General features: G+C 75.7%; 15 protein-coding genes. 6 read left to right on the top strand and 9 right to left on the bottom strand.

Features of this window, described 5'->3' with window-relative positions:
- Positions 1 to 93: 93 nt before the first annotated feature.
- The 3 genes from ACTWM8_RS11460 (at position 94) to ACTWM8_RS11450 (ending at position 3,437) form a co-directional block, all read left to right on the top strand.
- On the top strand, positions 94 to 1,725 hold the full coding sequence (locus ACTWM8_RS11460; protein ID WP_446213799.1) for a RecQ family ATP-dependent DNA helicase: 1,632 nt from the start codon (positions 94 to 96) through the stop codon (positions 1,723 to 1,725).
- A gap of 49 nt (positions 1,726 to 1,774) precedes the next feature.
- A complete protein-coding gene (locus ACTWM8_RS11455) occupies positions 1,775 to 2,278 on the top strand; it encodes a hypothetical protein (protein WP_446213798.1) in 504 nt (167 codons plus the stop codon).
- Between the two features lie 124 nt (positions 2,279 to 2,402).
- A complete protein-coding gene (locus ACTWM8_RS11450) occupies positions 2,403 to 3,437 on the top strand; it encodes an AraC-like ligand-binding domain-containing protein (protein ID WP_446213797.1) in 1,035 nt (344 codons plus the stop codon).
- A gap of 183 nt (positions 3,438 to 3,620) precedes the next feature.
- Here ACTWM8_RS11450 and ACTWM8_RS11445 read toward each other — a convergent pair whose 3' ends face one another.
- From ACTWM8_RS11445 to ACTWM8_RS11410, 8 genes are read right to left on the bottom strand one after another with little or no spacing between them, the layout of a single operon-like run.
- Positions 3,621 to 4,604: a DNA topoisomerase IB gene (locus ACTWM8_RS11445; protein ID WP_446213796.1), complete on the bottom strand. Its 984-nt coding sequence runs from the start codon at positions 4,602 to 4,604 to the stop codon at positions 3,621 to 3,623.
- Positions 4,588 to 5,529, bottom strand: coding sequence for a glycosyltransferase family 9 protein (locus ACTWM8_RS11440; protein ID WP_446213795.1), 942 nt, complete (start codon positions 5,527 to 5,529; stop codon positions 4,588 to 4,590). The genes ACTWM8_RS11445 and ACTWM8_RS11440 overlap by 17 nt, the downstream gene beginning before the upstream one ends.
- On the bottom strand, positions 5,526 to 6,224 hold the full coding sequence (locus ACTWM8_RS11435) for an SDR family oxidoreductase (protein ID WP_446213794.1): 699 nt from the start codon (positions 6,222 to 6,224) through the stop codon (positions 5,526 to 5,528). The genes ACTWM8_RS11440 and ACTWM8_RS11435 overlap by 4 nt, the downstream gene beginning before the upstream one ends.
- Positions 6,221 to 7,717 carry a PfkB family carbohydrate kinase gene (locus tag ACTWM8_RS11430; protein ID WP_446213793.1) on the bottom strand — a complete coding sequence of 499 codons (1,497 nt, stop codon included), beginning with the start codon at positions 7,715 to 7,717 and terminating at the stop codon, positions 6,221 to 6,223. Before ACTWM8_RS11430 ends, ACTWM8_RS11435 begins: the two co-directional genes overlap by 4 nt.
- An 11-nt stretch (positions 7,718 to 7,728) precedes the next feature.
- Positions 7,729 to 8,418 (bottom strand): D-sedoheptulose-7-phosphate isomerase, encoded by a 690-nt coding sequence (locus ACTWM8_RS11425; protein ID WP_446213792.1) that lies wholly within the window; start codon positions 8,416 to 8,418, stop codon positions 7,729 to 7,731.
- Positions 8,418 to 9,635: a glycosyltransferase gene (locus tag ACTWM8_RS11420; protein ID WP_446213791.1), complete on the bottom strand. Its 1,218-nt coding sequence runs from the start codon at positions 9,633 to 9,635 to the stop codon at positions 8,418 to 8,420. Before ACTWM8_RS11420 ends, ACTWM8_RS11425 begins: the two co-directional genes overlap by 1 nt.
- Positions 9,620 to 10,594 carry a glycosyltransferase gene (locus ACTWM8_RS11415; protein WP_446213790.1) on the bottom strand — a complete coding sequence of 325 codons (975 nt, stop codon included), beginning with the start codon at positions 10,592 to 10,594 and terminating at the stop codon, positions 9,620 to 9,622. The genes ACTWM8_RS11420 and ACTWM8_RS11415 overlap by 16 nt, the downstream gene beginning before the upstream one ends.
- Entirely contained in the window at positions 10,591 to 12,291 is a 1,701-nt protein-coding gene (locus ACTWM8_RS11410) for an HAD-IIIA family hydrolase (protein ID WP_446214526.1), read from the bottom strand. Before ACTWM8_RS11410 ends, ACTWM8_RS11415 begins: the two co-directional genes overlap by 4 nt.
- A 208-nt stretch (positions 12,292 to 12,499) precedes the next feature.
- Between ACTWM8_RS11410 and ACTWM8_RS11405 the strand changes: the two genes are divergently transcribed.
- Together ACTWM8_RS11405 and ACTWM8_RS11400 are read left to right on the top strand one after the other, a co-directional pair.
- Entirely contained in the window at positions 12,500 to 12,940 is a 441-nt protein-coding gene (locus tag ACTWM8_RS11405; protein WP_446213789.1) for an SRPBCC family protein, read from the top strand.
- 82 nt (positions 12,941 to 13,022) lie between these two features.
- Entirely contained in the window at positions 13,023 to 13,790 is a 768-nt protein-coding gene (locus tag ACTWM8_RS11400) for a polyprenol monophosphomannose synthase (RefSeq protein ID WP_357915899.1), read from the top strand.
- 135 nt (positions 13,791 to 13,925) lie between these two features.
- Here the strand turns inward: ACTWM8_RS11400 and ACTWM8_RS11395 are convergent, their stop codons facing one another.
- The gene (locus ACTWM8_RS11395; protein ID WP_446213788.1) at positions 13,926 to 15,530 is read right to left on the bottom strand and encodes a phytoene desaturase family protein; all 1,605 of its coding nucleotides are present in this window, start codon (positions 15,528 to 15,530) and stop codon (positions 13,926 to 13,928) included.
- A gap of 72 nt (positions 15,531 to 15,602) precedes the next feature.
- Here ACTWM8_RS11395 and ACTWM8_RS11390 point away from each other — a divergent pair, with 72 nt between their 5' ends.
- The gene (locus ACTWM8_RS11390; protein ID WP_446213787.1) at positions 15,603 to 17,036 is read left to right on the top strand and encodes an aldehyde dehydrogenase family protein; all 1,434 of its coding nucleotides are present in this window, start codon (positions 15,603 to 15,605) and stop codon (positions 17,034 to 17,036) included.
- The last annotated feature ends 60 nt before the right edge of the window (positions 17,037 to 17,096 follow it).

Genomic DNA, 17,096 nt, shown 5'->3' with positions numbered 1-17,096 from the left:
GGCGGGTGACCCGCGCGGCGTTGCGGCTCGCCCGACCGATCGGCCGGTGCCGACGGTTTCGGCGCTGATCTCCTCGGGTACCTCCGGCCCTCGATGAAGCTGTCCATGCACTCGACGACGTTGCGCCGCGCGGCGCGGAGCCTCTTCGGCTGGACCGCGCTGCGGCCCAACCAACTCGCCGCCATGCGTGCGGTGATGAAGCGACGCGACGCCCTGGTGGTCCTGCCCACCGGCGCCGGCAAGTCGGCGATCTACCAGATCCCGGCGAGCCTGATCCCCGGACCCACGGTGGTGATCTCCCCGCTGCTGGCGCTGCAGCAGGACCAGATCGCCGCGCTCAACGAACGGCAGCGCCCCGAGCTACGGGCGGTACGGATCAGCTCCGACGAGTCCCCGGCCCAGCAGGCCCAGGCGATCGAGGAGATCCGCGACGGCCGGGCCGAGTTCCTCTTCATCACCCCGGAGCAGCTCAGCAACCCCGACCGGATGGCCGAGGTCAGGGCGCTCAAGCCGGCGCTGGTGGCGATCGACGAGGCGCACTGCATCTCCGCCTGGGGTCACGACTTCCGCCCCGACTACCTGGCGCTGGGCCACCTGATCGAGGGCATCGGCCGGCCGCCGGTGGTGGCCCTGACCGCCACCGCCTCACCCCCGGTGCGCGACGACATCATCGCCCGGCTGCGGCTGCGCGACCCGGAGGTGGTGGTCTCCGGGCTGGACCGGCCCAACCTCTTCCTGGAGGTCGCGCACTGCCCCACCGACGACTACCGGTGGCGGCGGCTGGTGGCGCTGCTGCGCGACGACCAACGCCCCGGCATCATCTACGTGCCGACCCGGCGGGCCGCCGAGGAGCTCGCCCAGCGGTTGACCGACACCGGCTTCCCGTCGCAGTACTACCACGGCGGGATGCCCACCGGCGCCCGCCACGAGCTGCACGAGGCGTTCCTCGCCGACCAGGTGCCGATCATGGTGGCGACCTCGGCGTTCGGCATGGGGATCGACAAGCCGAACATCGCCTGGGTGGTGCACATGGCGCTGCCCGACTCGCCGGACAGCTACTTCCAGGAGATCGGCCGCGCCGGCCGGGACGGCGCGCCGGCCCGGGTGCTGCTGCTCTGGCGCGCCGAGGACGTCGGGCTGCAACGCTACTTCAGCGGCGGCCTGCCGGACGAGACCGAGCTGCGCGACCTCGCCGCGCTGCTGCGCAAGCAGGCGCGGACCAAGAAGGAGCTGCGCGAGGTGACCGGACTGGGTCCGCGCAAGCTCGGCCAGTACCTGTCGCTGCTGGAGCAGATCGGCGCCGCCGAGCCGCGGGACCGGCAGAAGATCGGCGCGCCCCGCTACTCCCCCAAGCCGGTGGACGCCGCCGCGGCGGCCCTGGCCGAGGCGGAGCGGCAGCAGACCGTGACCCGGTCCCGCACCGACATGATGCGGGCCTTCGCCGAGACCACCGCCTGCCGCGGCCAGACGCTGCTGGCGTACTTCGGCGAGCAGATGTCGGAGGTCTGCGGGCACTGCGACAACTGCCACGCCGGCACCAGCACCGCCGACGACGGCGCGGTCGGGCCGTTCCCGGTGCACAGCCAGGTCCGCCACCCGGAGTGGGGGGCGGGACTGGTGCTCAACTACGAGGAGGACCGGATGACGGTGCTCTTCGACGAGGTCGGCTACAAGACGCTCTCCGTGCCCGTGGTGTCCGAGCAGGGCCTGCTGACGCTGGACTAGCCTGACCGGGCACCGGGCGCAGACGCAACGAAACGAGAGGGGCTCAGTCGTGATCGAACAGCCGGCGTACACCGGGTTCGGATTCTCCGACGAAGAGTGGGGGCTGCTGGTCGGCCTGCCGCAGGCGGTCCTGACCGCGGCCAGCGCCGCGGAGCACGACGGCAGCCGGCGCACCCGCGCGGAGAACGCCGCCGGGCTGGAAACCATCTCCACCGGCCGGGAGTCGGCCAACCCGCTGGTCGCGGCGGTCGCCGGGGAAATCGTGTCCCGGGTGGGCGACCCGGAGGCCGGCGAGGAACTGCCGGTCATCGAGCCGGCCGACCCGCAGGCCCTGATCGACGACGTGCTGGCCCGGGCCGGCCAGGCGTCGGCGCTGCTGGCCGCCCGGGTGGACGAGGGCGAGGCCGGGGCGTACAAGCACTGGCTGGTGGAGATCGCCGAGCAGGTGGTCGGCGCCGCCGCCACCGGCGGCCTCCTCGGCCTCGGCGGCGACCAGGTCAGTGACTCGGAGCGGCGCTTCCGCGACCGGCTCTCGCACGTGCTCAACGACTGATCGGCCCCGCCTCGGATCCGCGCGCCCACCCGGTCGCGCGGATCCGTCGTCTCCGCGCTCGTTCGCCCGCAGGGCCGTCATCGACAATGGGTCGGACACACGCGGAACCACGGAGGCGGGAAAGATGCTGGACCGGAACGTCATCGACACGGAGGCGCTGCCGCCGCGCGAGCGGTTCGGGATGTGGCTGGACCTCGTCGCCCGCACCGCGTCGCCGCTGCGGATGCGGTCCGCGCACGCCGACGACTTCACCGCCCGCGCCGAGATCATCCCCCTCGGCCCGATCCAGCTGGTGAACTACCGCTACCCCTCGCTGGACGCCGTGCGGACCGCCAAGCTGGCCCGGCAGACCGAGGTGGACTACTTCCTGCTCGCCCTGACCACCACCGGCACCGGCTCGTCCGGGCAGGCCGGCCGGCAGAGCGTGCTCGGGCCGAGCGAGTTCACCTTCTACGACGGGTCGCGCCCCCACCAGGTCAGCCACGAGGGTGCGCAGGGCGGACAGCGGCACGCCAGCTCCGTGGTGGCCCTGATCCCGTACGGCGCGCTGCCGCTGCCCCCCGACCGGCTGGCTCCTCTGCTCGCCGGCCGGATGTCCGGCACCGAGGGGGTGGGCGCCCTGCTGGCCCAGTACCTGGTGCAGATCATCGGTCATCCGGAGCAGTACCACGCGGCGGACGCCGACCGGCTCGGTACGACCGCGCTCGACCTGATCGCCACCATGCTCGGCCGGCACCTGGTCGCCGAGGACGCGGTGCCCCGGGAGGTACGCCGTCGGGCGCTGCTGGCGCAGGTGCGCGGCTACATCCAGCGGCACCTGGGCGACGCCACACTGAGCCCGCAGATGATCGCCGACGCGCACCACGTCTCCGTCCGGACCCTGCACCGGCTCTTCGAGTCGGAGGAGACCACGGTGGCGTCGTACGTGCGCGACCTGCGCCTGGACCGGTGCCGCCGCGACCTCGCCGACCCGGCGCAGGCGCACCGGGCCATCCAGGCCGTCGCCGCCCGCTGGGGCTTCGGTGACAAGGCGGTCTTCAGCCGCGCCTTCCGCGCCGCCTACGGCCAGACCCCGCAGGGGTACCGCGCGGCGCGGCGGGAACAGGCACGGATCGTCAACGACGCGGCATCCGTCGTCAACTCGACGTCGACATACTGAACCCCGGATCGGCGGTCGGCAGGCCCGTGCCGGCCACCGGTAACGGGGGACCGTGGTGGCGCCCGTGACCTCCTTGTCACGGGCGGCCGCCCCGGTACCGCACGGACGGCCCGCCACCCTGCCAGCCGGCCACACCGATTCCGGCCCCGTCGCTCTTCCCCCCAGGACCGACGACGGGGCCGGTCAGGCGTCCTCCAGCAACTCCAGGACCGTCCGCTCGGCCTCGGGCTTCGGGGTGTCCGGCTGGACCGGCGCCACCACCCCGTCGTGGTAGAGGTCGACCACCCGGGGGTCCACGTAGGACGTCCGGGCCACCGTAGGGGTGTTGCCCAGCAGCTCGGCGACCTCCTTCATCACCCCGGCGACCGCCTTCTTCCGGGCGGTGGCGGACCGCTGCACGCCCACGGTGGCCAGCTCCGTCGCCGCGAGCACCGTCGCGTGCCAGGTGCGGAAGTCCTTGGCGGTCATCTCGCCGCCGCTGGCGTCGCGCAGGTACTCGTTGACCTCGTCGCTGCGAACGTCGCGCCACTGCTGCCCGTCCCAGTAGCCGAAGAGGCGGTCCTCCGCCCGCCGCCGCCGGCGCAGGTTGGTCAGCACCTGGCACAGCTCCTCGTCCTCGATCCGGCGGACCTGCTCGATGCCGCCCTTGGCGGGGAACTCGAAGACCACGCACCCGCCCCGGGAGCGGGCGTGCTCGGGGCGCAGGGTGGAGACCCCGAAGGTGGCGTCCTCGCCGACCGCGTACTGGTCGTTGCCGACCCGGAACATTCCCATGTCCAGCAGCCGGGCGACGGTGGCCAGCACCCGGTCCCGGTTCAGGCCCCGCCGGCCCAGGTCGTCGGCGATCCGCGCGCGCAGCACCGGCAACCGGTGGGCGACCTCCAGCACGTGGTCGAACTTCGCCTCGTCGCGCTTGCGCCGCCACTCGGGGTGGTAGAGGTACTGCTTGCGGCCGGCCGCGTCGACGCCGGTCGCCTGGATGTGCCCGTTCGGGTACGGCGAGATCCAGACGTCCTGCCAGGCGGGCGGGATGACCAGCTCGCGCAGTCGGGACAGTTCGTCGGGGTCGCGGACCGGCTCGCACCGGGGGTCGAGGAACACCCAGCCCCGGCCGGCCCGGCGGCGCCCGTAGCCCGCCCGGCCCGGATCACTACGCCGCAATCGCACCGGAGATCCGCACCGCCTCTTCGGCCTCGTCCACGGCGGCCAGCACCCGGTCCACGGGCAGGCCCGCCAACGTCGGGTGGCTTCCTACCCCGGGCCGGCCGGGCCAATCCCGCGCGCCGCTCCACAGCACCCGGTGGCGGGGCCGGTCCGGCGGCGGACCCCACTCGGCCGGCGGGACCGGGCCGAAGAGCAGCACGGACGGGGTGCCGTAGGCGGTGGCGAGGTGGCCGACCCCGGTGTCGCCGCTGACCACCAGGCGGGCGTGGGCGACCAGCGCGGCCACCTCGCCCAGGTCGGTCCGGCCGGCCAGGACGGCGGGGTCGGGCAGACCCGCCCCGGCGGCCACCCGCCGCGCCAGCTCCCGCTCGTCGGCCGAGCCGGTCACCACCACCCGGTGGCCGCGCTCGGCGAGGGTCCGGGCCAGCGCGGCGAAGCGCGCCGCCGGCCAGCGCTTCTCGGGGAGCTTGCTGCCCGGGTGGACGACGGTGAGGCCGGTCGGCGTCCGGTCCGCCGCCGGCCGGCGCAGGGCGAGGTCGCCGGGGTCGGCGGGGATGCCGTACCAGGCCAGCAGGCGGCACCAGCGGTGCACCTCGTGCTCCCCGGCGCGCCACCGCGGGCCGTCCGGGTGGCCGGCCTCGGGGCAGCGGAACGCCAGCAGCCGGCCCGCGCCGGACAGCATCCGGTGCGAGTCGGGCCCGCGCCCGTGCAGGTTGACCGCGACCGGCGGGGGCGGCCACGGCGGGGAGCCCAGGCCGTCGGTGGGCAGCAGCCGGTCGACGCCGCCGACCAGGTCGACCAGCGGCCCGAGCCAGGCCGGCGCCGCCAGCGCCAGCTCCCGGTCGGGGTACGCCGCCCGCAACGCGCGCAGCGCCGGTACCGCCGTGGCCAGGTCGCCCACGCCGAGGGCGCGGAGCACGAGGATCACGGGTACGAGGTCTCCTGCTCGGCGCAGACCACCATCTCGCGTACCGCGCAGCCGGCCGGCTGGGAGAGGGCGAACATCACCGCGGCGGCGGTGTCGGCCGGGTCGTTGAGCTTGGCCTCCGGGCCGGGGCGGTACTGCGGGTCACGCGCGTCGAAGAAGGCGGTGCGCATCCCGCCGGGGATCAGCAGCGTCACGTTCACCCGGCCGGCGAGCTCGGCGGCGAGCGCCCGGGTGAAGCCGACCACCCCGAACTTCGCCGCGCAGTACGCGGTCGCGTCGCTGACCGCCTTCACCCCGAGGGTGGAGGCCACCGTGACGATCCCGCCCCGGGACGCCTCCAGGTACGGCAGCGCCGCGCGGACCACCGCCACCGTGGCCAGCAGGTCGACCGCGACGATCCGCTCCCAGGTCTCCCGGGGCACGTCGGCGAGCTTGCCGGGCACGTCGGTGCCGGCCGCGGTGACCACCGCGTCGAGGCCGCCGGAGCGCTCGGCCAGCTGCCGGGTGGCCTCCTCGGCGGCCCGGGTGTCGGCCAGGTCGCACTCGACCCAGGGCACCCCGTCACCGGGGCGCTGCCGGTCCAGCACCAGCGGCCGCCCGCCGGCCCGGGCCACCGCGGTGACCACCGCCGCGCCGAGTCCGCTCGATCCGCCGGTGACCAGGACGATCGGGCCGGCACCCGGTGCACTGCTCATCGCGCTCCCTCCGCCGTCGGACGCTGCGCACCGGCGGCCCTGACGGCGCCGGTGGGTGCGGCGCGGTACGCCCCGGGGCGCTCGCCGCGGGCCGCCGCGATCATGTCGGTGGTGGAGCGCCCGTCCAGGTACGGCACCACCACCGAGTGCCCGCCCCAGCGGCGCAGCGCCTCGGCCTCCGGCAGGCTCGCCGGGTCGCCACCGCCGGTGGCGTAGTCGCCGCCCTTGACCCAGATGTCCGGCCGCAGCCAGCTCAGCACCGCGTCCGGAGTGGACTCGTCGAAGACCAGCACCGCGTCGACGCAGCTCAGCGCCGCGAGCAGCCGGCTGCGGTCGCCCTGCGGCACGACCGGGCGCTGCGGCCCCTTCAGCCCGGCGACGCTGGCGTCGGAGTTGAGGCAGACGATCAGGCAGTCGCCGAGCTGCCGGGCGGCCTGCAGGGTCGCCACGTGCCCGGCGTGCAGCAGGTCGAAGCAGCCGCCGGTGGCGACCACGGTGCCACCGGCGGCGCGTACCTCGGCCACCACCGCACCGGCCGCGGCGGCCCCGATCCGCTCCCCGCCGCCGCCCAGCGGCACCGGCGCGGCGGCGCGGACCTCGGGCGGCAGCGCGGCCGCCACTCCCCCGTCGGCCACGTACGCCGACGCCTCCGCCACCGCCTCCTGCACCGCCTCGGAGACCAGCGCGCCCCGAGCCAGCGCGAGGCTGGCCGCCGAGGCGAACCGGTCCCCGGCCCCGCAGGTGTCCCCCTCGGCGTTGACCGGGGCGGCGACCACCAGCGGGGTGGCGCCGGCGTGGCAGAGCAGCGCGCCGTCGCCGCCGAGGGTCACCGCGACCGCGCCGGCCCGCCACCGCTCGCGCAGGCCCTGCGCGCCCCGGGAGGCGGTGGCCAGCCGGGACGAGCCCGGCGGTACCTCGGTCAGGTCGCGTACCTCCGCCTCGTTCGGGGTGGCCAGGGTGACCCCGGGCACCGCCGCCGGTCCGCGCGGGTGCGGGTCCCAGACCACCGGCGCGCGGGTCGCGGCGAGCGCCGCGCGCAGCGCGGGCTGCCGGGCGACGCCCCGGCCGTAGTCGCTGACCAGCACGGCGGACGCCTCGGCGATCAGCCGGAGCACCGCCTCGCTCGGCGGCCCGGGGTCGGCGGCCGTCCCGCCCCGGTCGTGGCGCAGCAGCACCCGGCCGCGGGCCCGCAGCCGGATCTTCTCCGCGGTGGCGCCGGCCAGCGGCAGCGCGTACACCTGCACGCCGGCGGCGCTGAGCAGGCAGCTGAGCCGGGCGCCGCCGGCGTCGTCGGCGAGCGCCGTCACCAGCGCCACCTCTCCGGCCCCCTGGGCGGCGGCGAAGACCGCGGCCAGGCCGGCGCCGCCGGGGCGGTCGGCGTACGTCGTCTCGTCGAGCACGGGTACGGGTGAGTCCGGGCAGAGCCGGTTCACCACGCCCTCGACGTCGCGGTCCAGCAGCGTGTCACCGATGACCACCAGGGGTCCCCGCACCGCCGGCCTCCTCATCCCGCCTCGACCCGCCGGTCGCCCCCGTCGAGCACCACCTCGACGCCGGTGCGCACCGGCGCGGTGGGCCGCTCGACGGTGGCGGTGGCCGTCCCGGCCACCGCCAGCGCCGCCGGCAGGGCCCGGTCGACGTACTCGCAGAGCACGTGGGTGGAGACCAGGTGCAGCTCCTGCACCACCTGGCTCTCCGGCGAGTCGATGGCGAGCGTCTCGTGGCAGGCGTCGGCGAGCGGGTTGGGCGCCGGGCCGGTGAACGCCCAGCAGCGCAGCCCGACCTCCCGGCCGGCGCGGGCGGCGGCCAGCAGGTTGGCGCTGGCCCCGCTGGTGGACATCAGCAGCAGGATGTCGTTCTCCCGACCGTGCGCGCGGACCTGGCGGGCGAAGACCTCGTCGTAGCCGTAGTCGTTGCCGATCGCGGTCATCGCGGAGGTCTCCGCGTGCAGCGCGATCGCCGACAGCGGCTGCCGGTCGTCGCGGAGCTTGCCGACCAGTTCGGCGGTGAGGTGCTGGGCCTCGGCCGCGCTGCCGCCGTTGCCGGCGACCAGCAGCCGGCCCCCGCCGGCCAGCGTGGCGGCCAGCTCAGTGCCCCAGCGGGCGAGCTGCTGCTCCGAGGACCGGTACGGCAGCAGCGCCTCGGCCAGCAGGGTGAGGTGCGCGTCCAGCAGCCCTTCGGTGGCCGTGGTCATCAGGCGACCACCCGGGTCGGCCGGCGCACGGCGGCCACCTCGCCGTACAGCTCCGCCAACCGCTCGGCGGTGGTCGACCAGGAGTAGCTGCGCCGGGCCCGTTGCAGCGCCGCGGTGGCGTACCCGAAGCGGCGGATCCGGTCGTCGAGCAGGCGCTGGATCGCCGTGCCCAGGGCCTTGGGGTCCCGGGCCGGGACCAGGTCCCCGGTCACCCCGTCGACCACGGTGTCCTTGATCCCGCCCACGGCGGTGCCGACCACGGGCACGCCACAGGCCATCGCCTCCAGCGGGGTGAGCCCGAACGGCTCGTACCAGGGGGCGGCGACCAGCACGTCGGCGGAGCGGTACCAGCGACCCATCTCCTCCCGGGGCACCGCGCCGACCAGCCTGACCCGGTCGGCCACCCCGCAGGTGGTGGCGAGGGCGCGCAGCCGGCGGGCGTACGGGTCGGTCTCCAGCAGGCCGGCCGGTGGGCCGCCCACCACCACGCACTCGGCGTCGGGCACCAGGGCCATCGCCCGGATCACCGTCTGGAAGCCCTTGCGTTCCACCAGCCGCCCGACGGTGAGGATCCGGGGCCGGTCGGGCTCCCGCTCGGCGGCCGGACCGAGCGGGGCGAAGCTGGCGAGGTTGACCCCGGACGGCACGACGGTCATCCGCGAGCGCGGGACGCCGAGGCGGACCAGTTCGCCCACCTCGTCCTGGCACTGCGCGACCACCCGGTCGACCGCGCGGCCCAGCTCCCGCTCGTACGCGATCCGCCGCGCCGGGCTGGTGTCCTGCACGCCCTGGTAGCGCCGCTTGACCGTGCCGAGCGCGTGGTACGTCTGCACCACCGGCACCCCGGTCTGCCGGCTGGCGGCCAGCGCGGCGAGCCCGCTCATCCAGAAGTGCGCGTGGATCACCTCGGGCACCCAGTCGCCGCCGCGCCACCGTTCCACCAGCCAGCCGCTGAACTCCTTCATGTGCGGCAGCAGCGCGTCCTTGGCCAACGGCTCGGCCGGGCCGGCCGGCACGTGCACCACGTCGTACCCGTCGGGGGCGCGGACGCTGACCGGCAGGTCGACCGCGTCGCGTCGGGTGTAGACCCGGACGTCGTGCCCGGCGGCCGCCAGCGCGGCGGAGAGCTCCGCGACGTGGGTGTTCTGCCCACCGGCATCCTCACCGCCCAGGATGGCGAGCGGGCTGGCGTGCTCGGAGATCATCGCGATGCGCATACTTCCTCCTCCAGCAGGCGGTCCCAGTCGGCGAGGAAACGGTCCAGGCCGTAGCGGGCCCGGGCGGCGGTGCGCGCCTCGGCGCCGGCGCGGCGGGCCTCGGCGGGTTGCGTGACGAACCGCGTCGCGGCCTCCAGCAGCGTGTCCACCCGGGTGGAGAGGGCGCCGGCCCCGGGCGGCACGGCCTCGACGGCCTCGGTGGTGGCCAGCGCGACGACCGGCATGCCCATCGTCATGGCCTCGATCAGGCTCAGCCCCAGCGACGTCCACCGGCACAGGTGCAGGTACGCCCGCCGCCGCGCCAGCTCGGCGTGCATCCGGTGCTGCGGCACGTCGTCGTGGCTGGCCAGCCGGTCGGCGGGGAGGCCGAGGTGTTCCGCGAGCCCGGCGACCTTCATGCCGAACACGTCCAGCGGGGCGATCTCGGCGAAGCGGGACAGCAGGTCGGTGCCGGTGACCCGCCAGCGGCGGACCGGCTCGTTGATGACGACGGCGAGCCGGTCCAGCTCGCCGGTCCACTGCACCGCCGGCGGGACCACCCCGTGCTCGACCACGGCCGTGCGGGTGCCGCCGTTGTCCCAGAACAGCTCGTTGAAGTGGGTGACGTGGGTGACCAGCAGGTCGTCCCGGTCGGCCATCGGGTGGCGGGTGTTGGGCACGTCGCCCTTGGGGGTGTTGTGCTCGACGTAGATCGCCGGCAGGTCCCGGCCGGCCCGCCGGCCCAGCCAGTCGCAGGCCAGGTCCATCTCCTCGGGCCGTTGCAGCAGCACCACGTCGACCTCCTCCCGGCGCAGCTGCTGCGGCGTGACCTCCACCGCGCTGTCCGGCCAGGCATAGGTGCGGGCCCGGCCCAGCCCGTACGGGCCGCGGTCGGGGGTGACCGGCACCAGGTAGCGGTGCTTGCCGTGCACGAACGAGGTGGTCCAGGAGCCGTGCACGTGCCACACCAGGATGTTCATCGGGCGCTCCCGCCGCCGGCGATCACCGGATCGATGCCGACGGTGGCGGGTGCCACACCCGGCGGGGGCGCGTCGGCGGGTACCCCGAGCAGGCGTACCGCCGCCAGGACGTGGCCCGGCTCGACGGCGGACAGGCAGGGGTGGCCGGGCACCGGGCAGCGGGTGGCCCGGGTGTCCCGGCAGGGCGCGGCGGCGTCGCCGAGGCGTACCGCCGGCACCCGGTACGGCCCCCACTGTCCGAACGGGACGGTGGGGGCGAAGAGGCTCACCACCGGTACGCCCAGCGCGGCGGCCAGGTGCGCCGGGCCGGTGTTGCCGACCACCAGCGCGCCGGCGTCGGCCAGCACGGCGGCGAGTTCCGCCAGACCGGTCCGCCCGCCCAGGTCGATGCCGGTGTCGCCGGCCACCCGGGCGGTCAGCTCCGTCTCGTCCGGGCCGCCGGTGACCGCCACCCGGTGGCCGGCCGCGGTGAGCACCCGGACGATCCCGGCGGCCAGCTCGGGCGGGCAGGCCCGGGTCTGCACCGCCGAGCCGGGATGCAGCACCACGTAGCCGGGGCGGCCGAGCCGGGCCGGCGCGGGCGGCAGCCCGTCGGTCCTGATGCGCAACGCCGGGTCGTCGGCGGCCGGGAGCGGGAAGCCGGCGGCCGCGGCCAGCGAGAGCGCCCGCTCGGGCTCGGGCAGCCCGTCGGGCACCCGGTGCCGGACGTCGAGCAGCGCGCCCGGGTAGTCGTCGCTGATCGCGCTGACCCGGGGCACGCCCGCCATCCGCAGCAGCAGCGCGAGCGGGAGCGGTGACTGGTGGAAGGAGGTGAAGACCACCGCCTCGTCGGCGCGCACCGCGGCGAGGCGGTCGGTGAGCCGGCCGATGTCGTCCGGATCGACCGGGGCGGGGTCGCCGTCGATCCAGGGCAGGGGCCATTCGACGAGTTCGTCGACGCCGGGCAGCAGGGCGGCGGCGTGCCGACCGCGTGGCCCGTGCAGCAGGACGACCCGGTCGGCGCCGGCGGCGACGGCGCGGACGGCCGGGCCGGTGACCAGCACGTCGCCGGCGGAGTCGCTGCGGACGACGAGCACGGTGCCGGCCCGGCGGGGCGCGCTCGGACGCAGCGCGGCCTGGCGCCGCAGGATCTCCTCGATGGCCGCCGGCAGGTCGCGGGCGACGTGCGGGGCGGCGGCCACCTCCTCGGGCCGGGTGACCGGGGTGGGGACCAGCAGGCCGGTGGCGCCGGCGGCGAGCGCGGCGGTCATGTCCCGGCCGATGTCACCCACCAGCACGCACCGGGCGGACGTGGTGCCCAGCGCGGCGGCGGCCCGGTGGACCAGGCCGGGGGCGGGTTTGCGGCAGGAGCAGCCGTCGCCGTCGTCGTGCGGGCAGACCTGCCAGGTGTCGAACGGGCCGAGCAGTGCCTCGATCCGGGCGTGCACCGCCCGCATCTGCGCGGCGGTGAACAACCCCTTGGCCAGTCCGGACTGGTTGGTCACCACGCCGAGGCGCAGGCCGGCCCCGCGCAGCCGGTCCAGCGCCACCCGCGCGCCCGGCATCGGCCGCACCTTCTCCGGGTCACCGTTGTACGGCACGTCCTCGACCAGGGTGCCGTCCCGGTCCAGCAGCACCGCGTCGAACAGGACCGGCCGGATCACGGCCCGGTCGACGGCCGGGTCGACCCGGCCTGACCTGCGCTGATCCGGCTCCATCTGGTCCCGTCGCACGGGCGGCGGGTTCCCGGAGCCCCGGGGAGTAAACATCATCTACCCGGCGGTACGGCTCGTCGCCGTCCGGGCCGCGCAGCGGTCGCCGACCCGGCCTTACCCGTCGCCCCGGAGAAGCTAACGCCCGGTCCGCCCCGCCGGTTAGCCCCGGTCGCCGTCGGGGTACTGGACACCAGTGGCGATTGTGGAGAAAGTGATCGACGCTCCCCCGCAGCAGGTGTTCGACGTGCTGGCGGACGGGTGGACGTACAGCGACTGGGTGGTCGGGACCGTGCACGTGCGCGACGTCGACGACACCTGGCCGCGGGTGGGCAGCCAACTGCACCACAAGGCCGGGCCGTGGCCGCTCTCGTTGCACGACTCCTCGACCGTGCTGGCCTGCGAGCCGCCGCACAAGATGGTCATCAAGGCCGGGCTCTGGCCGGCCGGCGAGGCGACCGTGGTGTTCACCCTGGAACCGGTCGGCGCCGACGCCACTCGGGTGCGGATCGGCGAGGACTTCGCCGCCGGGCCGCTGCGCTGGATCCGCAACAAGCTCAACGACCTGGTCCTGCACCAGCGCAACAAGGAGACCCTGCGGCGGCTCTCCGACATCGCCACCCGCCAGAGGGCGGACGAGGCTGCGGAGAGGTGAGGGGCGGGGAGCCTCGACGGGGCCCGACGGAGCACTGGCTACCCTTTGGGGGAAAACCGTCGGCAACCAGAGGATGTCCGTCATGATCGAACCCGTGGAGCTGCCCTCGCCGTGGCGGGAAGCACGCCTGACCGTCGTGGTCCCCACCTACAACGAGGCGGGCAACCTCCCGGTGCTGGTCGAGCGGCTCCTCGCGCTGCCGCTGCCCGGCCTCAAGGTGCTGGTGGCGGACGACAACTCCCCGGACGGCACCGGCGAGGTGGCCGACAAGCTGGCCATCGAGCACCCCGACCGGATCCAGGTCGTGCACCGGGCCGGCAAGGAGGGCCTGGGCCGGGCGTACGTCGACGGGATCGGCCGGGCGCTCGACGGCGGCGCCGACTACGTCGCGCAGATGGACGCGGACCTGTCCCACCCGGCGGAGGCGCTGCCCGGCATGCTCGGCGCGCTGCTCTCCACCCAGGCCGGCGTGGTGATCGGCTCCCGGTACGTGCCCGGTGGCGAGCTGGACGAGAACTGGCCGCTGTACCGCCGCGCGCTCAGCGGCTGGGCGAACCTCTACGTGCACACCCTGCTGCGGGTGCGGATCCGGGACCTCACCGCCGGCTTCAAGATCTGGCGGGCGGACGCGCTGCGCGACATCGGCCTGGAGCGGGTGCAGTCCAACGGATACAGCTTCCAGGTCGAGATGCACTACCTCGCCACCAAGCTGGGGCACACCATCCTGGAGGTGCCGATCCGCTTCGAGGAGCGCCGCGACGGCGCCTCGAAGATGACCACCGCCACCAAGGTGGAGAGCGCGCTGATGCCGTTCAAGCTGCGTACCCGGCACCGCAACCTGGAGCGCTGACCCACCCGTCCGCACCCGGACCGTCACGTGGCGTGACGTGTGCGGCGTCGGACACCTTCGTGAGCGACCTGTCCGAGAGGCATGAGGATGCCGCTCGGGCAGGTCGCTTGTTTTTGTCAGGGGAAGCGACGCCGGTCAGCGGTAGACCGCGCGGTGGGCGGCGCCGATCGCCCGGGCGTACAGGCCGCCGGTGAGGGCACGGTCGCGGCTCAGCGCCGCCTGCGCCGCGTTCCCGCCCGGGGCGCCGTGCACCCCGCCGCCCGGGTTCGCCGAGGCGCTGGCCAGGTAGAGCCGGTCGACCGGGGTGTCCGGCCGGCCCAGGCCGGGCACCGGGCGCAGGAAGAGCTGCTGGTACGCGGCGGCCGTGCCACCACCCACCGCGCCGCCGACCAGGCTCGGGTTGCGCTCCTCCAGGTCGGCGGGGCCGGCCACGAAGCGGCCCCGGACGAGCCCCTTGAAGCCGGGGGCACAGCGCTCCAGCACCGCCTCCATCCGGTCCACGTGCGCGGCCACGTCCTCGGCCCGCCAGTCCCGCCGGAACGGCAGGTGGGTGTACGACCAGAGCGACTCCGTGCCGGCCGGTGACCGGGTCGCGTCGGCGGTGGTCATCTGGCCGACCAGCAGGAACGGGTCCTCCGGCAGCTGCCCGCAGGCCAGGTCCGTCGCGTAGCGGGTGAGCCCGTCGACGTCCGTGGCCAGGTGCACGGTGCCCGCCCCGGCGACCTGCGGGTTGGTCCACGGCATCGGCCCGTCCAGCGCCCAGTCGACCTTGACCGTCGACCCGTCCCAGCGGAAGTGGTCGAGGTCCTCGACCAGCCGGGGCGGCAGCCAGGCCGCGCCGACCAGGTCCAGGTAGAGCGCCGGCGCCGGCACGTCGGCCAGCACCGCCCGACGGGCCCGCCAGGTGGCGCCGCCCTCGGTCCGTACGCCCATCGCCCGGCCCCGGGCGATGAGCACCCGGTCCACCCGGGCCGAGTAGGTGATCCGGCCGCCCTTGGCGATCAGCCGCGCGACCAGCGCGTCGGTGATCCGCTGCGCGCCGCCCACCGGCACCGGCCAGCCGACCTCCTGACCGAGCATGGCGAGCAGCCAGCCGTAGATGCCCGAGCCGGCGTCGTCGGGCGACAGGTCGGTGTGCAGGGCGCAACTGGCCATCAGCGCGGACGCGCCCTCGCCCCGGAACACCTCGCGGCCGAACTGCCGGCTCGGCAGCACCAGCCGGCGGGCCAGCCGCAGCGCCCCGGCGGTGCGCAGCCGGGCCAGCAGCTCCAACCCGTCGCGGACCGGCGGGAAGGGGGTGAACAGCGCGTTCACCAGGGGACGGGAGATCGCCCGCCAGTCGTCGTACGTGTCGAGCCAGCGCTGCCCGTCGCCGGGCGCGAACGCCTCCATCGACGCGGCGCTGCGGTCGGGGTCGCGGTTGAGCACCGCCGCCCGGCCGTCCGGCAGCACGTGCGCCAGCACGTCCGGGGCGTGCGTCCAGGCCAGCCCGTACGCGTCGAGGCGTAGCCCGCGCAGCACCGGCGAGGCGTACCCGAGGGGGTAGAAGGAGCTGTAGAGGTCGCTCAGGTAGCCGGGAGCGGTCACCTCGGCGGAGCGCACCGCCCCGCCGGGGGCGCCGGTGGCCTCCAGGACCAGCACGTCCCAGCCGGCGTCGGCGAGCAGGTTGGCGGCCACCAGTCCGTTGTGCCCGGCGCCGATGACTACGGCGTCCGCGGTCTCGATGCCGGTCCCGGTCACCCGATCCGCCTACCCGGCCAGCAACCGGGCGAAACGCGTTTGCCTTGCCGGGACCGGGGCATCCACTGCCGCATGTACAGGGTTGAACAGCTCATCGGTGGAGTGTGGGGCGCGGGCGGCGCGGGCGGTGAACTGGTCGTGCACGATCCCGCCGACGGCACGCCGGTCAGCACCGTGCCGATGGCGACGGCGGACGAGGTGGCCAAGGCGGTCGAGGCGGCCCGGGGCGCGGCGGCGGAGTGGGCGGCGACGCCCCCGGCGGAGCGGGCGGCGGCGCTGCACCGGGCCGCGGACGCGCTGGCCGCGGCGGCGGACGAACTGGCCGAGGCGACGACGGCGGAGATGGGCAAGCCACTCGCCGACGCCCGGGGCGGCGTGGAGGCGGGCATCGGCACGCTGCGACAGTACGCCGAGTTGGGCCCGGTGCGGGGCGGGCGGACACTGCACGGCGGCGCGCACGCCATCGACTTCATGGCGCCGGAGCCGCGCGGGGTGGTCGCCGCGATCGCCCCGTGGAACGACCCGGTGGCGGTCTCCTGCGGGCTGCTCGGCGCGGCCCTGGTGACCGGCAACGTGGTGCTGTACAAGCCGAGCGAGCGGACCCCGGCCACCGGCTGGCTGCTGGCCCGGATCCTCGACGGCGCCCTGCCGGCCGGGGTGCTGTCCCTGCTGACCGGCGGTCCCGAGGTGGGCGCGGCGCTGGCCGCGCAGGAGGTGGACGTGGTGGCCCACGTCGGCTCCACCGCCACCGGCCGGGCCATCGCGGCGGCCTGCGCCCGGACGGGCGCGAAGGCGCTGCTGGAGAACGGCGGCAGCGACCCGCTGATCGTCGACGCCGGGGTGGACCCGGTCTGGGCGGCCGGGCAGGCGGCGATCGGCTCGTTCGCCAACGCCGGCCAGATCTGCGTCGCCGTCGAGCGGATCTACGTGCACCGGGACGTGGCGGAGGACTTCGCCGACGCGCTGGTCGAGCGGGCGGAGGCACTGCGGGTCGGCCCGGGCCGGGACCCGGCGATCGAGCTGGGCCCGCTGGTGGACCGGCGGCACCGCGACCACGTGCACGGCCAGGTGACCGCGGCGGTGGCCGAGGGGGCGACGCTGCGCACCGGGGGTGTGCTGCCGGAGGGGCCGGGGGCGTTCTACCCGGCGACGGTGGTCACCGGTTGCCGGCACGAGATGACCCTGGTCCGCGAGGAGACCTTCGGGCCGGTGGCCCCCGTGGTGGTGGTGGACTCGTTCAGCGAGGCGTTGCGGTGCGCCGCCGACTCCCCGTACGGGCTGGCCGGCACGGTGCTCACCGCCTCGATGAGCCACGCGCAGCGGGCCTGGCGGGAGCTGCCGGTGGGCACCGTCAAGGTGAACGCGGTGTTCGGCGGGGCGCCGGGCGGCGCCGCGCAGCCGCGCCGCGGCAGCGGCCAGGGCTTCGGGTACGGCCCGGAGCTGCTCGACGAGTTCAGCACGGTGAAGACGGTGCACCTGGAGGCCCCGGGTGGCGGCCACTGGTGAGCGGTGACGCGGGAGCCCGGGACCGTGCGGTCCCGGGCTCCCGTGCGTCGTACCCCCGGC

This window comes from Micromonospora sp. IBSANI012, from assembly GCF_052814045.1.
The sequence above is the reverse complement of the archived record's forward strand: the minus strand, read 5'-3'. Positions and strand labels throughout refer to the sequence as shown.